Source organism: Caballeronia pedi (genome assembly GCF_001544915.2).
Taxonomy (GTDB): Bacteria; Pseudomonadota; Gammaproteobacteria; order Burkholderiales; family Burkholderiaceae; genus Caballeronia; species Caballeronia pedi.
This window is the reverse complement of record NZ_FCOE02000003.1, coordinates 286,787-301,817: the sequence shown is the minus strand read 5'-3', so window position 1 is coordinate 301,817 and position 15,031 is coordinate 286,787. Positions and strand designations below refer to the sequence as shown.

The following is a 15,031-nucleotide window of genomic DNA, read 5'->3' as shown; positions in this document are numbered from 1 at the left end:
AAAATATAAGTAATCAAGAGAGCGGGAAACGGGGCCAGATGGATACAGTAACAATTGAGCCGGCTGTTCAGCCGGATGAGCCGTGCTGCGTCGAAATCAAGACGACGCTTGCCACCAAGGTCAACCTCGCCGACTTCCAGAATGCCGTTCCGGTTATTCGTGAGCTGTCGCTTGTCAACGACACGAGGAGCGACTACAAGTCGCTGCGACTGACGGTCGGCTCTGAGCCCCCGTTTTTGAAGCCGAAGACGTGGCATATCGACCAACTGGCGTCTAGCCAGACGGTTCGGCTCTCGGACATCGACCTTGGGCTCGACGGGGCGTTACTTGGACGACTGACGGAGTCCGAGAAAGCTGTCGTCACGTTTCGCCTCGTCCACGGCAACGACGAGCCGGCAGATTTGGCCTTGGCCGAGGCGATTGTTGACTTACTTCCTCGAAACCAATGGAGCGGTCTGTCGTCGCTGCCCGATATGGTGGCCGCGTTCGTTCAACCGAACGAGCCTGCCATCGAGCGAGTTCTCAAGCAAGCGGCGGAAGTCCTGCGAAGCGCAGGGAAGTCCGGCGCCATCAATGGCTATCAGGACGGACCAAAACGCGCGTGGGAATTAGCGTCGGCCATCTGGAACGCCATTGGTGCCATGGGCATCGACTACGCGGTTCCGCCTGCGAGCTTTGAGCACAACGGCCAGAAGGTGCGCGGTCCTGGTCATATTGCTGAATCGAAGCTTGGCACCTGTCTCGACCTGGCGCTTTTCGCTTGTGCTGCGCTTGAGCAAGCTGGCCTCAATCCGCTCGTCGTGTTCCAGGAAGGACACGCATTCCCTGGCGTCTGGCTGAAACCCGAGGAATTCTCCACAACAGTCGTCGACGACATCACCGCGCTCAGAAAGCGCGTGAAGCTGAAGGAGATGGTCCTGTTTGAGTCAACGATGTTGACGCAGCGACCTCTTCCGAAGTTCAGTTTCGCTGCAGAGAAGGGCGAGGAACACATCTCGGAAGAGTCGGAAGTTAAATTCGAACTGGCGGTGGACATCCATCGCGCGCGACTTCAGCGCATCAAGCCGCTGGCGAGCGAACACGCAGTCGTGCGCGGCAGCTCAGATGAAGGCTCCAGCGATAATCGCGCGCCCATCTGGGAGGACGCTCCCGACCTTCCTACGACTTTCGGAGGCACCGACGTTGACGGCGACCTCGAGCGCCCGGAAGACAGACTGACCCGCTGGCAGCGCAAGCTGCTTGACTTGTCCCTGCGGAACAACCTGCTCAGTTTCAAGGCTGGCAAGAAGTCGGTAAAGCTCGATGCTCCGGAACCGGGCCTCCTAGAGGACATTCTCGCGGAGGGTCAAGCGCTCAAGCTTCTGACTCGTCCGGACTTGATGGACGGTGCTGACCCCCGAAGCCAAGCGATTCATGAAGCTCGCGAGCGCGAGCACATTCGTCGTCGGCATGCGCTAGATGCGCTCAAGCGAAAGGAAGTCTTCATCGGTCTCGCGCAGGAGGAGATGGACGACCGCTTACTTGAGCTATTCCGCAGTTCTCGGACGACGCTCCAAGAGGGCGGCTCGAATACGCTCTATCTCGCCTTGGGTTTTCTCTCGTGGACGCGGGACGACAAAGACGACAAAAAGTATCGCGCGCCTCTCATCTTGGTGCCTGTCAGCCTTGAGCGACGCAGCGCCCGTTCCGGCTTCAGTCTCAAGCTGCACGACGATGAGCCACGGTTCAATCCGACCCTCATCGAGATGTTGCGCCAGGATTTCGAGTTGGAACTCGGCATCCGTGACACCGAGTTGCCGAAAGATGATTCTGGGCTCGACGTGGCCGGCATCTGGAAGACAGTCTCGAATGCCATCAAAGACATCAAGGGTTGGGAGGTCGTAGAGGACGTCGTTCTCGCGTCATTCTCGTTCGCGAAATACCTGATGTGGCGGGACCTTACTGAGCGAACCGAGCAGCTCAAGCAGAATGCGGTCGTTCGACATCTCATCGATACGCCGCGGGATTCATACCACACGAGTGTCGAATTTCCGGACCTGCGGCGGTTGGATAGGGAGCTTCCTGTCAAGGAAACCTTCTGTCCGCTTCCCGCAGACTCATCTCAGTTATCTGCCGTCGTTGCGGGCAGCAAGGGCAAGGACTTTGTTCTAATTGGACCGCCGGGAACAGGCAAGAGCCAGACCATCTCCAACCTTATCGCGCAGTTCCTCGCCGAGAAGAAGCGAGTGCTGTTCGTTTCCGAGAAGATGGCTGCGCTCGACGTCGTCTATCGACGGCTCGCCGATGTCGGGCTTGGAAACTTCTGTCTCGAACTCCATTCAAGCAAGGCGCGTAAGACCGAGGTGCTCGAGCAACTCCGTACGTCCTGGGACGCGACTTCCGCGCTCGCTCCCGAACGGTGGCATGCGGAGGCGGAGCGACTGGAAGCCATTCGTTCGCAACTGAACGGCTATGTGGAACGCCTTCACTATCGTCATGAAAACGGCCTGAGCGTGTATGAGGCGATTGGACGAGTGGTCGGCGGCCATGACCTGCCTGCGCTGCGCCTGTCGTGGCCATCCTCGAAGGCACATGACCTCGAGGGCATGCGCACGCTTCGAGAGACGGCAGAATTGCTCGATGTCAACGCGAAGGCATTTGGCGAGGGGCAGCTCAATTTGACTCCGCTCGCACACGTCGCTCAGACGGAATGGTCCCCGCTGTGGCAATCCGCATTGCTGGATGCAGCTCAGGCCGTACCCGAGGTTGTTGCCAGGTTTGAGAAAGCCGCGGATGACCTGCGAGCCGCCATCGGACTTCCGTCGCTTCCGCTTGACGCGCGAGTGCGTGAAGGCCTTCGCATGCTCGCGGCCACGCTCCCGTTGGCTTCTGGTTACGACTGGCGCTTCGCACTGCGTCCCGACGCTAAATCCATCGCTGACGCGCTCCGGCAGGCAGTACCGATGCTCGAGCGTTATCGCGAGCTGCTCGTAGGCCTGTCGACGCCGAAAGGGAACCAGACGCTCGAAGACCTGCGACTTGGCATCACTCAGGTGAAGCGCGACGCGGAACTACGGGCTGAGTTGTCCCAGCCGTGGAATGAGACGCTGCGAAACCGTTTGACTAATGGTATCGAGCTGCTGCGCAATCGCCTCGACACCGTGGGTCAACTCTCTCTGCAGTATAACGAAAGCATTCCGACGAAAACCGTCGCTGAGTTGCAGTCGGACCTTCGCGAGCTGAAGGATTCGGGTTGGCCGATGAGCATGATGCGCAAGCGCTCGCTCGTCAAAAAACTTAAGGAACTTGCAACAGGCGGTAGCGAGCCCGACATCGACGGCGATATCGAGCGCTTGGCCAAAATCGAAACACTCAACGAGCAAATCAAGGCGCTCGATGACCTGTCGTTGCCGACGTCTAATGCGTGGGCGGGACCGAAGACGGACCTCGATGTCGTTCGAGCACTCCTCGCTTTCCAGGCAGCAATGGTTCAGGTTCACGCCCGCAACGCGTGGGAGGATGTCGGTCTAGACCCGGTCAGCCGGGGCCAGTGCGGTGATGCGGCTCGTGATGACCTTCATCGCCTGCGTGAACTGCGCCAAGTTGAGCAGGTCGTCAACCGCCTCGCGCCGCTCGAAACAGAGACAGACGGAATTTGGAGCGGGTTTCAGACCGACGTCGGCGTAGCGAAGGCCTACACAACCTTCCAGGGTGCGTTGGCGGCCGCGCGCGCTGAAAGCCATTGGCTTGACGACGGCTTCTCGGCAATTGAATCCGGACGTGCCGGAGCTATTGCCGCCGCTGACATCAAGAAGATGCGCGAGTTGGTGACACTTCATGCACGCCTTCAAGAGTATTCCGACCTGTCGACCAAGACGTCAGGTCTGTGGAACGGTCTGCAAACAAAAACCGAAGGCGTCGAGCCAGCGCTGAAATTCTTCGAGTCGTTGGCCGTAGCTCTCGCGAATCTCGCCGGAACGCCTGAGGTCCTGTCGGCCGTAAAGGGACCGGTCGGTCTGTTGCTGGGTGACAGCAATGAGCTGCTTGCCCCGTCCGGCATCATTGCTGGAAGTGGTCGAGTCTATGCCGAAGGACTTAGGTCCCTCGACGAGGCAGTCACGAAGTTCGCATCGGCGAGCGGTCTTGCTGTATCGGAGCATACGAGCCTCGCGGCGCTCCTGCCTGCAGAAATGGCTGAACGCGCCCGAAACGTATCGAAAAACTCGAACCGTCTGAACGCTTGGTGTGCTTGGCGTAAGGTACGTCAGCAGGCACTTTCGCTTGGATTGGCGCCGGTGGTTGCGGGCGTGGAGCAGGGCGTCATCGCGCGAGGCCGTGTCAAGGAAGTCTTCGAGACGGACTTCTGTCGCTGGTGGCTGAATGCCGTCGTTGATGCCGACGACGTCCTGCGTACTTTCGTCTCCGCGGAGCATGAAAAGCGCATTCACGATTTCCGCGAACTGGACGAGCAGTTCATCGCGCTGACGCAAGCCTGGGTTAGGGCACAGCTTTCGGCGGGACTGCCTTCGCCGGCCAAGGTGTCGCACGGGTCGGAGTGGGGGCTTCTGCGCTATGAGATGCAGAAGAAAACTCGCCACCTGCCACTTCGTGAATTGATGACGAAGGCCTCGAGCGCCATCCTGCGCCTCACGCCCTGCTTGCTGATGAGCCCGTTGTCGATTGCACAGTATCTGCCCGCAGAAACGTCCGATTTCGATGTGGTGGTCTTCGACGAGGCGTCGCAGATTCCCGTATGGGACGCTATTGGTGCCATGGCGCGCGGCCGCCAAGTCATCATGGTCGGCGACCCGAAGCAGCTTCCGCCGACAAGCTTCTTCGACCGCGCGGAATCTGATGTTGACGACACGGACGTCGAAACCGAACTAGAGAGCATCCTGGAAGAGTGTATCGGTGCGAACCTGCCGACGATGAAATTGTCGTGGCACTATCGCAGCCGTCATGAAAGCCTCATCGCGTTTTCTAACTACCGTTATTACGGCGGGGACCTGGTGACGTTCCCGAGTCCCGTCACGGATGACCGAGCGGTAAGCTTCCATCTGGCCTCGGGTGGCCAGTACGAGCGTGGGGCCTCGCGTACGAACAAGCCTGAGGCCAAGGCGCTCGTTGCAGACCTTGTCAGTCGTCTCAAGTCGCCAGGATTCGCGGAAAGCGGACAAACCGTCGGGGTCGTGACCTTCAACGCCGAGCAGCAGCGACTCATTGAGGACCTGTTGGACGCGGAGCGTCGCAAGGACCCGTCCATCGAGCAGCACTTTGCCGATACGGCCTTCGAGCCTGTATTTGTGAAGAACCTCGAGAGCGTGCAGGGTGATGAGCGCGACATCATGTACTTCTCCATTACCTACGGTCCGGGCCTAGATGGCACGATGCCGATGAACTTCGGCCCAATGAACCAGCAGGGTGGTGAGCGGCGTCTGAACGTCGCCATCACTCGCGCCCGTCAAGAGTTGCGGGTCTTTGGTAGCTTCAGGCCGGAGAAAATGGACTTGTCGCGAACGCAGGCGCTTGGTGTTCGAGACCTCAAGCACTTCCTTGAGTTCGCCGAGCGTGGGGCGAGAGCTCTGGGAGAGGCGGTCGCTGGAAGCATTGGCGACTTCGACAGTCCTTTTGAGAAAGCCGTCTGTGTGGCACTTGCGGAACGTGGATGGACGGTCCACCCGCAGGTCGGCGTTTCAGCTTTCCGCATTGACTTGGGCGTGGTTGACCCGGATGCGCCAGGGCGCTATCTCGCCGGGGTCGAGTGCGACGGAGCAACCTATCACCGGTCCGCGACGGCGCGTGACCGCGATAAATTGCGCGAGCAAGTCTTGCGAGGGCTAGGTTGGGAAATCGTGCGCATCTGGTCGACCGATTGGTGGATTGATATGCCGGGCACGCTCGAGAAGGTCGATGCACAATTGCGAGGCTTTCTTGCATTGCAGCGTGAAGAGCGCGCGATGGATGAGTCGGACGCGGCTGCGCTTGCCGAGGAAGTGATAGCTGCGGCAAAGTCCGGCGCAGAGGACGATGCAAGCGGCCGCGAAGACCCTGAGAAGCTCGGAGACGATACTGTATTCACGACGGAAGCTGTTGTGAAAGCGCCGACGGCGACGCTTTACGGGAGAGGCATTTCCATGGCGCCTCAACGCGAGGAGCCGCACGAAGTTTTCGTCGAGGTTGACCTCTCATTGACAGCCCACGTGGCAGAGCCGGAACTGTTCTTCAATCGCAGCTATGACGCGCGTTTGCTCGAAATGATTGTGACCGTCGTGGAGACTGAGGGGCCCGTCCGTGACGAGGTGCTTGCTCGTCGTATCGCTCGAGCGCATGGCTGGGTTCGTACGGGTGCCCGCATTGTCGACCGAGTCATAGACCTCGCGAAGGTTCATTTCGAGACCGAACATGAAGCGGTTGGATTGTTCGTGTGGCCAAAAAAGGAAGGCGCCCGACTCATGCAGTTCCGACGTCCCACCGAGGGTTTGGCCCGTTCAGTGGATGAAATCTCTCTTGTCGAGTTGACAGCGCTTGCGACCAAGTGGAAGCGCCTCGGTTACGACATGGAGGCTGGCGTGAGTGCCATGAGTCGTGAAATCGGATTGCAACGCGTTCGCGCTGCAAGCCGCGAACGACTGGAGCAAGCTTGGGTAGCCGCCGAAGCGTAAGAAATACATTGCTGTAGAAATCGAGGCCGCGCAGAGCAGTGAAGACATGCGCGGCCCGGGTCCACTACGAAGAGAGAAAAAGAGATGGGCTGGGGATTTAGAAAAACCATAAGAATCGCGCCAGGAATCCGCATCAACCTCAGTAAAAGCGGGGTGAGCACGTCCATTGGCGGAAAGGGCTTCACCTACAACACGCGGGGTAGGGTGACCGCCAGCATTCCGGGAACGGGGCTTCGAATCACTCACAACCTCAACTCAAGAAGGAAAGCAGGTTCGCGCCAGTCTGCTTACGCGGCCGCGCAAGGCGTAACGGACCAAACCGGAGTACCTATGTCGAAGCGAGAACAAGCAGCGCAAGAGTTTGTGTGGCAAGTCAATTCGCGCACGCGAGCCGCCCTTGTGGACTACTTTGTCTCCCACGGTGTCTGGGTCGAGGATGATGACCTCGAGACTGCCTTCAAACTAGACGCTCACCGTTCGTTTCTCAATACGCTTTCGAAAGACCTCGAAATTACCGCCAAGGCTACAAGGCTGGCCTCAGATATCGGGTCAATCTCGCTCGCTGAGAAAGAGAAGGCAATGAAGTCAGTGTACGAGGTGGAGGAGAGATGCAAGGAAGCGGCGGCAGACCGGGGGGCATTGTCTACGCAAGCCGCATATCTTCATCGTTTGGTCAACGCATGGCCAGCAATGCCCGCTCTTGGTGTCGCGTTTGCTCTTGGGATTTTGGGCTGTTTTCTTATTTTCGTGAATCTATTCGCCGCCGGCGGGCTAGCGGTTCTGTTCGCGGCAGGTTACGGTCTGTTCAAGGTCATGTCGTTCGAACGCCTGAAGAAGACTCTGGCCGTGCAGGCGGCGAACGCAAATGCGGAGTTTGAAGCATTGGTCCTGCTCGAAGTAACGCCACGGCCAGAGATTCCCGATGGAAAGGACCGTACCCGACTGAAGGCGTATGCCTACTCCGGAATTTTGTTTCTGGCAGCGATTGCAAGTTTGGCGCTGCACCCTAGAAGCTCACAAAGCCAGCCTGAGTTGGTGCAAGCATCTTCCAGTACGCCTCCTATGGTTTCCAAGGTTGCAGAAGCTTCGGCACCTGAACAGAAATCTGAGCCGCTGCAAGGCCGCTTTGCTTGGTTAGTCGGTAAGTATCCGTCGGATGTTGTAAACGACAAGCGATTCCGTGCCGCGTTCAATCACGTTACGCCGTCTGATTGGAGAAAGATTTCGGAACGCTTTGCCGTGACCAATGGCGATATTCAGTCGAAGGATGGTTTCCTGTTCGCGGAAGGATGCATGTCTCATCTGTGTGCGTCTGACCGCGCGGCATTTGTCATCAGCGAAACGACGGGCAAGGGCGACATCGTCTACCACGATAGCGGCACCGGCGACGAAGAGGTCGGTACGACTAGGAAATTCGTCTGGCGCGAAATGCCTCTTCCTGAAACTCCACTCGCCGAATGGACACGCATGAGCGGCCAGTCGCGTTCTTCCGCGACCGCTTCTGTCGGTACCGCAGCTCCTTTAAGCGTATATAGACCGAGCTTCGACTGCACGAAAGCCCGGTCCGATGCCGAGCGCCTCGTATGCGGGGACGCTGAGCTGGCGGCTGAAGATGTGCAATTGGCCGAGGTCTACGCACGGGCGAAGGCGGCCGTGACAGACCAAACTACTTTTCGGGAGCGCACGCGCGCCCAATGGAACTATCGAGAGCAGAACTGCCACGACCGTGTTTGCCTACAAAGATGGTATGTTGACCAGAAGGTCGCGTTGGCGCAGATTGCTCAGACTGGACGCGTCGATGACCAGTGATGCCACACAGGCTTGATAGAGAAGAACGCTATGAAAGCGAGGCGTGAAAGGTGTGGCTGCACGCCACACGCTCCGCGTCGCCGCTGCCCTAAGCGCAAGAATCTTGTCCTCAGCAGGTGTTGGTCGAAGAGAAAGCCGAATTGGGTTATTCACTTGCGGCTGATGACTGACTTCGAATTGCTGAAATCTCGTGACGGATAAAACTTAAAGGAACGGAATAGAAAGTGAGTGAGCGTGAACAAATCGCTCGGATGGCGACCGAGCTGAGCGACAAAGTATTCAAGCACTTTTATTGGTCGAAGGTTGGTCCCGAAAATGTTCCATGGGAATGCGTCAAGACTGAGCATGATAAGACGGTTCATCCGACCGACGTAGTGTTCGCCTACGATGACCCCTATCGTGAAACGGTTGTTTACCTAAATTTCGATTTAAAGAGTTATTCGAAATCGTCCATTACCCCGGGCGCTCTGCGAGATGCTTTGGTATCGCTTGGAATGGCTGTCGACTGCGCTCCGATTAGCGAAGAGTGGACCAGAAAGTATTGCCGTCCGGGCGAAGGCGCCGATATCAAAGGCGTCCTGTTCGTGTACAACCACGACGGTGACTATCAGAGAAGCACGAAGGATTTGCTTGAGCACGTCTTTGACGAGCCAGTTAAAATTCCGACAGGCGTTGACGTTCACGTCATTGGCCCAAAGGACGTGCAGTATCTTTATGATGTGGCCGCCCAGATTTCACGACACCGCGGTGACGGCATCTTGCCCGTTTTGGCCGACTGCAGCTATTTTCATCCGGACGTCTCGCATCCGGTGCGTGACCGTGCACGCATTGCCCGAAAGGAATGGCAGCTTCCCATCACAATCGAAATGATTTTGGCGCCTTGGCAGATGTTGAAGTACCGAACGGGCGAGGGCGAAGGATTGAAGATTTTTTATCGCGGTGAAGGTGCTAGCTTTCAAGAGTTTCTATATTTGCTCGATTACATGGTGCTCTATCAGATTCTCAGCCGGTTCCGGCAAATTGAAATTCTGATGACGAGCGAGGCAAACGAGAATTTTACGGCGCATTTTGAGCAGGCTATTCAATCATACGAAAAGTACACCTTGCATTCGCTTGGCGAAAAGAAAGCAAAGATAAGTCTGAGTGTCATGGACCGCACGACGCCCAAGTACTTCACCACGCAGTTGGGGATGGGAGAACGGTCCTATGATTGACTCTCTCTTCTTTGCCTCGTATCGCGACGTTTACGACGCCTTGAATTCAGCGCCATTACGTGCAACGCGAGAGTTCTTGAGTAAGTTTTTGCGTGAACGAGGATATGTTGTCAGTGGTCTGTCCAGCAGAGCTGAACTGGTGGACCGGGTATCATCGCTGACACTTAGCCATCAAGACCTTGATGTCCTCATGCTTCAAATTGACACGACGAGTCGTAAAGACAAGACCCGCTCCTTCACTCTGGACACGCAAGTCGATGTTGGACAATTAAAATTGGCGCTTGATGAAGTGAGAAAGACGCGCTCCGGCTACAACGAACAGTTGACGCTGGTAGCCAAGAAAGGGGCCGCTCCGTACGTAACTGTTGATTACCTTGACCTAGACTATTCGAAGACGTCAATGCGTCAGAAGAAGTTTAAGGACGGAAAAATCGAGTTCTTCACCGAGAAGGGGAGTCTCCGTGTACGTTATAGCGCATCGACGCGCTTGGAAGCGGTGACGACAGACCTGATGGAAAAGCTTCGAGTGCTCACAAAGACACAGCCAAACCGCGACCAGATTGAACTGAAGGGTCTTGATAAGGCCAGTCGGACCCTTTTCTTCAAGACGCTCATCAATGCGGTCAAGGGCTATCAGTTCATGGACGTCATGAAGGTATCGGTCAGCGCTGAGTTGGACCTGAGTGATGCAGACGGGGACGATGAAGACGACCTTGACGCCCGCGTCGAGGCCGCTCAAGAGAGAAAAGCGATTGAAACAGAACTAAGGAGTTTACTGAAGCGAGCTGCTTTTGAGGGGCAGCAGCTTCTCGTTGACGATAGCCTTGAAAACTTTGTTGGCTCGGACTTTTTCTTTTACCGAGTTGTCTGGTTATCGGAAAAGCAGGGCGGTAATCGCGTTGAGTTTGAAGCCCTGTTCGATAACCCGGCTAAGGGGACGGGCTTCACGTATGGCGTGAAGAGCGTCTATCGACTAAAGAAAGGCACAAAGAAACCGGTACATTGTAAAGGTTCTGTGCGTCCGACAGCTGCGGAGGAGGCGGAACATCTCGCAGACCTCGAAGCGGCATCTCGGGCTGCGCTTGACCGTACTCGTCAAGCCATCGCCAAGGCTCAAGGTGGAGGCGACGATGAGAGTTAAATGGCTGCCACTCAAACTTATAATAAGCGAGGCGTTGCTTGCGCGGCGCTTGCGCGAGATGCCATTCGCACCTAGTGATGGGCCGCTGAGCAAAGGGTTTAGAGTGGAGAAAGTGACAAGAGGGACTATCACCGGTCAATATATTGAACAAGAGGTGGTAGACCGTATGATTCGCCTCCCCGACGGTTCCGAGATTCAACAAGAACTGGTGGAAGTTACGGTCACCGAATTTCGAATCGAGCCGGAGCGCGAGTTGGCACTTGAGGTGAGAAATGGTCCGCGAACGCTTTTGCCATTTATAGGTGCGTTAGGAGCGAGCTCTGGATTCATGGTGACGGTGCAATCCAAGGTAACCGTCGATTTGCGCGAGGCTGCTCGTGAGTTTTCTCGCCAGATTAAAATCCCGCTGACTGTGTCCGCTTTGGAGTGCTCCGGTATTCCGCTCGATGGGAACGTTTCTGCCGCGTTGAAACTGAACGGTGACAAGGATGTCTTGCAGGCCTTCGACGACTTGCCGTTCTCAAGCCCGAAATCCTCAATCGATTCGCTCCGCATCGACTTCACACTCCAAGGTGCGAAATGCAGCGTGGACTTTACAAAAGGTGGGACGGCGAAAATTCGAGCAGCTGACACCGACTTCATCGCGAGTTGTGTGCGGCACGCATTCGAGCGGTCGCTGACGTAACGGCATCGGCTCGATTCGGGTTGAAAAGGTCAACAAGCTAGACCTTTGTCGTCCGAATAGAAAAAGGCTCATGTTGTGTGTCATCCAACCACGCTTCGTAAGCCGAAGTTTTGCGCCATGGGTCAAAGAAGTTCTCTACGATACTTGCCTTCAATGGAACCCTTGACAACGCATCGAGCTGGTAAGCGCTCAGGAGCCGGACGGCGGCCATTGTCCAAAGTAGGGGATGCGCTCCCGTTCATCGGCCTCGTTGACAAAAAAAAGCGTTGCGTCGTCAAGGAGCAAGCTAAGCAGGACGGCATTGCAATCGCCGCTCGGCCGGGCGCGAGTCCGCGAGGATGATGTTGTGCACGACGTTGACTGCTAAGTCATCGGACCCCTCACCACGGAAACGGAGAGACTTCCGTCATGTTTCCAGCGGCTGGTCCGAGAGACAGATGCGAAGAAGCCCGCACGAAGCGGGCTTCTGGTCAACACGAAGAGTGGGCGTTAGGCAGCTGCGTCCTTCAACTTCTTCAGCGCACGCACCTTCAGCTTGACGGTCGCCGGTTTGGCATCAAACCAACGCTCTTGACCCGTGAACGGGTCCTTGCCGAAGCGACGCTTCTTTGCTTCCACTTTCTGCGCGTTGATTTTGAGCAGCCCGGACAGCGTAAACTCCCCCAATCCCTTCTTGTTCACAGCGCCGAGAATCGTGTCCTCGAGCGCTGCCAGCACAGCCTTCGCTTGCTTCGGCTCGACGCCGGCTTGCGCAGCCACATGAGTGACGAGCGACGCCTTGGTGAACGCGTCCTTCACCGGCTTGAGCGTGGTGGCGCTCGAAGCAGCCTTCTTCGCCGGAGCGGACTTGGTCGCAGCGACCTTCTTCGGTGCGGCGGCTTTCTTTGCAGCCACAGCCTTCTTTGCGACCACCGCCTTCTTCGCCGGTACAGCAGTTTTCGTAGCAGCAGCTTTCTTTGTTGCCATTGAGGCTCTCCTGAAGTTGAACTCTGCTTAAGACGAAGCACCCCGGAGCGTCGAGCCTCGGCACATGCGTCGTCGTAAGCTGGCGGCTAGCGTAACAACCGGTACTGCAATGTGCAATCGGCAGCGGCCTTAAATCAGGGTACTTCTAGCATTTCCCGCTAGAAAAACAACGGCGAGACGACGGTTCGTGCGGGAAAGCAGTCGGGTGACGGGGTTTGAGAGGGATAAGCAGGCAGCGGAGCGCGCCGCAGTGCGAGAGGGGCTGTTTTGGGAGGGGCATTGAAATCGTGCAAGCCTCATCGACGACAGTGGGTTCCGCTGGTCGCAGATGTGACGGACAATTCCGACACCCAGAACGCGACCGCGTTTGCTCACCAAAAATGCCCGACAGGTTTTACTAGAGTGGATGAGGGTTTCCAACTGAATAAGCTATGCTCGGGGTATCCAAGTGCGGCGACCACTATGAAGCTCGACCCGGTTTCTCTGAATCTGTTCATCGCCGTCATCGAAGAAGGCAGTATCGCGGCTGCCGCTGAGCGTGAGCACATCGCTGCGCCTGCGATAAGTAAGCGAATCGCAGCACTGGAGGAGACGCTGCGGACCAAACTCCTGGAGCGCCACCACAAGGGCGTCGAGCCGACCGCTGCTGGGTACGCATTGTTGAATCTCGCACGTCGTGCGGTCAACTATCTGGACGACATCCATACCGAAATGCTCGACTACGCGTCGGGGATACGTGGCCAAGTGCGAGTGTTCTCCAACATCTCCGCAATCACACAATTCCTGCCTGACGACCTTTCCACATTCCTCGCGGACCATCCAGCTGTCGAGATTCGTCTTGAAGAGCGGAACAGTCTTGTGACCTTGAAGTCAGTGGCTGAGAACGCAGCTGACGTGGGAATCTTCACCGTCGACATTCATGGCGAGGACGTGGAAACGCTGCCGTACGAGGAAGACGAGCTGAGCCTGGTCGTGCGTCGAGACCATCCTCTGGCAGACCGCAGGAGCGTTCGGTTCGAGGAAACGCTCGCCTGGGACTTCGTCGGCCTTCGTACCGGGAGCGCTATCAACACTCAGTTGACCCAGATTGCGAATCGGCTCCAGAAGGACTTCCGGTTGCGCATCCAGGTTACCGGATATGACGCGCTGTGTCTGATGGTCTCGTCCGGGCTTGGAATCGCCATTGCTCCGCGCAATCTGACGAAGCTCTTTGTAAAGCGCCTTGGAATCACCGAAGTCTCGCTCGCCGAGCCGTGGGCAAAGCGGCAACTGGGCATCGCCATCCGTAGGCGCGCGAGCCTCTCTCCGGCCGCCGAGAGTCTCGTCAATCACCTTCAGGCCCGCGCCGTGACGCGTCGAGGCAAGTGAACGGGCAGCCATAACGGTTCGTTACGGCTGCCTCGCCAATGAGTAATTCACGGAAGCCATTCGCTTCTTCATCATCTGTCCCATCGGTACCGCAACGGCGCCGGATTAAATCGGAGACACGTGATGAGCAAATCCCACTATCAAATTGCGTTGCTGCCCGGCGACGGTATCGGTCCGGAAGTCGTGGATGCAGCAGTTCGGGTTTTGAACGCAGGCGTCGCTCGTGAAGGCGTAGAGCTAGAACTGAAGACCTTCGAGGCAGGCGCGGGTCTGTACCAGCGCACTGGCGAGTCGATGTCCGAGGCGGACGCGCAGGCCGTGGGTCAGGCCGATGCCGTGTTGCTCGGCGCGATGGGTCTCCCGACGGTGCGCAAGGCCGACGGTACCGAAATTGCGCCCCAAATCGACCTGCGTGAGCGCTATGGACTCTTTGCAAGCTTGCGGCCATGCGAACTGTTTCCCGGCGTGCCCACCCGCGTAAAGGCGGACAAGGTGAACATGCTGGTCATCCGCGAGACGACCGAAGGCTTGTTCGCCGGCCGGCACGACAAGCAGGAGCCGAATAACGACGCGGTTAGCGACCGCCTCACCATCACCCGCGCGACGAGCGAGAAGCTGTTCGAAGTCGCGTTCCAGCAAGCGAAGCAACGCCGCGCCACGCATGGCACGCCTGGTCACGTCACGCTTTTGGACAAGTCCAACGTCCTGCGCAGCAATGCGTTCCTCCGCAAGGTATTCGATGAAGTTTCTGAACGGCATCCCGACATCGAGACCGCTCGACTCTACATCGATGCTGGCTCGATGATGTTCGTGACGAACCCGGAGCGCTACGACGTCGTTGTCACCGAGAATGTCTTCGGCGACATCACTTCGGAAATCGCAGCCGGTGTCGTCGGTGGTCTCGGCGTGGCGCCGTCGGGAGACGTCAGCCTGAAACATGGCATCTTCCAGCCGAGTCACGGCAGCGCTCCGGACATTGCCGGCAAGGGCGTAGCAAATCCGGTTGCGACCATTCTGTCGGCCGCCATGATGCTCGAGTGGCTCGCGCAACAGCATGAGGACGCACGTTGCACCGAGGTTGCGACGGCCATCCGCCGCGCCACTGCAGCCGTACTTCTCGACGGTCCGCGGACGCCGGACCTCGGTGGTAAGGGTACGACCGAAAACGTCACCGACGCCGTCGTCGCCGCATTGAAGAACTGAGGAG

Annotated in this window: 8 protein-coding genes; 7 read left to right on the top strand and 1 reads right to left on the bottom strand. The window is 57.4% G+C overall.

Annotated features, from left to right (window positions below; translation table 11 throughout):
* The first annotated feature begins 38 nt into the window (after nt 1-38).
* The 5 genes from AWB80_RS06345 to AWB80_RS06325 all read left to right on the top strand — a co-directional run bounded on the left by AWB80_RS06345 (nt 39) and on the right by AWB80_RS06325 (nt 11,490).
* Nucleotides 39-6,641, top strand: a complete 6,603-nt coding sequence (locus tag AWB80_RS06345; RefSeq protein WP_061173791.1) for a DUF3320 domain-containing protein — start codon at nt 39-41, stop codon at nt 6,639-6,641.
* A gap of 84 nt (nt 6,642-6,725) precedes the next feature.
* Nucleotides 6,726-8,450, top strand: coding sequence for a DUF4236 domain-containing protein (locus AWB80_RS06340; RefSeq protein ID WP_061173790.1), 1,725 nt, complete (start codon nt 6,726-6,728; stop codon nt 8,448-8,450).
* Between the two features lie 224 nt (nt 8,451-8,674).
* Nucleotides 8,675-9,664: a PD-(D/E)XK nuclease domain-containing protein gene (locus AWB80_RS06335; protein ID WP_143327964.1), complete on the top strand. Its 990-nt coding sequence runs from the start codon at nt 8,675-8,677 to the stop codon at nt 9,662-9,664.
* Nucleotides 9,657-10,805, top strand: coding sequence for a hypothetical protein (locus AWB80_RS06330; RefSeq protein WP_143327963.1), 1,149 nt, complete (start codon nt 9,657-9,659; stop codon nt 10,803-10,805). The genes AWB80_RS06335 and AWB80_RS06330 overlap by 8 nt, the downstream gene beginning before the upstream one ends.
* Complete coding sequence (locus AWB80_RS06325) at nt 10,795-11,490, top strand: hypothetical protein (protein ID WP_160147415.1); 696 nt, start codon at nt 10,795-10,797, stop codon at nt 11,488-11,490. Before AWB80_RS06330 ends, AWB80_RS06325 begins: the two co-directional genes overlap by 11 nt.
* Nucleotides 11,491-11,979: 489 nt before the next feature.
* On the opposite strand, the gene AWB80_RS06320 is transcribed toward AWB80_RS06325, so the two are convergent.
* Nucleotides 11,980-12,456 (bottom strand): HU family DNA-binding protein, encoded by a 477-nt coding sequence (locus tag AWB80_RS06320; protein ID WP_061173786.1) that lies wholly within the window; start codon nt 12,454-12,456, stop codon nt 11,980-11,982.
* Nucleotides 12,457-12,918: 462 nt separating this feature from the next.
* On the opposite strand from AWB80_RS06320, the gene AWB80_RS06315 reads away from it, so the two are divergent.
* Complete coding sequence (locus AWB80_RS06315; RefSeq protein WP_061173785.1) at nt 12,919-13,824, top strand: LysR family transcriptional regulator; 906 nt, start codon at nt 12,919-12,921, stop codon at nt 13,822-13,824.
* Between the two features lie 123 nt (nt 13,825-13,947).
* Complete coding sequence (locus tag AWB80_RS06310) at nt 13,948-15,027, top strand: isocitrate/isopropylmalate dehydrogenase family protein (RefSeq protein WP_061173784.1); 1,080 nt, start codon at nt 13,948-13,950, stop codon at nt 15,025-15,027.
* The last annotated feature ends 4 nt before the right edge of the window (nt 15,028-15,031 follow it).

Excerpts from the sequence above, each read along its gene's own strand:
- AWB80_RS06345 (WP_061173791.1), top strand. The coding sequence starts at position 39 with ATGGATACAGTAACAATTGAGCCGGCTGTTCAGCCGGATGAGCCGTGC.
- AWB80_RS06340 (WP_061173790.1), top strand. The coding sequence starts at position 6,726 with ATGGGCTGGGGATTTAGAAAAACCATAAGAATCGCGCCAGGAATCCGC.
- AWB80_RS06330 (WP_143327963.1), top strand. The coding sequence starts at position 9,657 with ATGATTGACTCTCTCTTCTTTGCCTCGTATCGCGACGTTTACGACGCC.
- AWB80_RS06325 (WP_160147415.1), top strand. The coding sequence starts at position 10,795 with ATGAGAGTTAAATGGCTGCCACTCAAACTTATAATAAGCGAGGCGTTG.
- AWB80_RS06320 (WP_061173786.1), bottom strand. The coding sequence starts at position 12,456 with ATGGCAACAAAGAAAGCTGCTGCTACGAAAACTGCTGTACCGGCGAAG.
- AWB80_RS06315 (WP_061173785.1), top strand. The coding sequence starts at position 12,919 with ATGAAGCTCGACCCGGTTTCTCTGAATCTGTTCATCGCCGTCATCGAA.
- AWB80_RS06310 (WP_061173784.1), top strand. The coding sequence starts at position 13,948 with ATGAGCAAATCCCACTATCAAATTGCGTTGCTGCCCGGCGACGGTATC.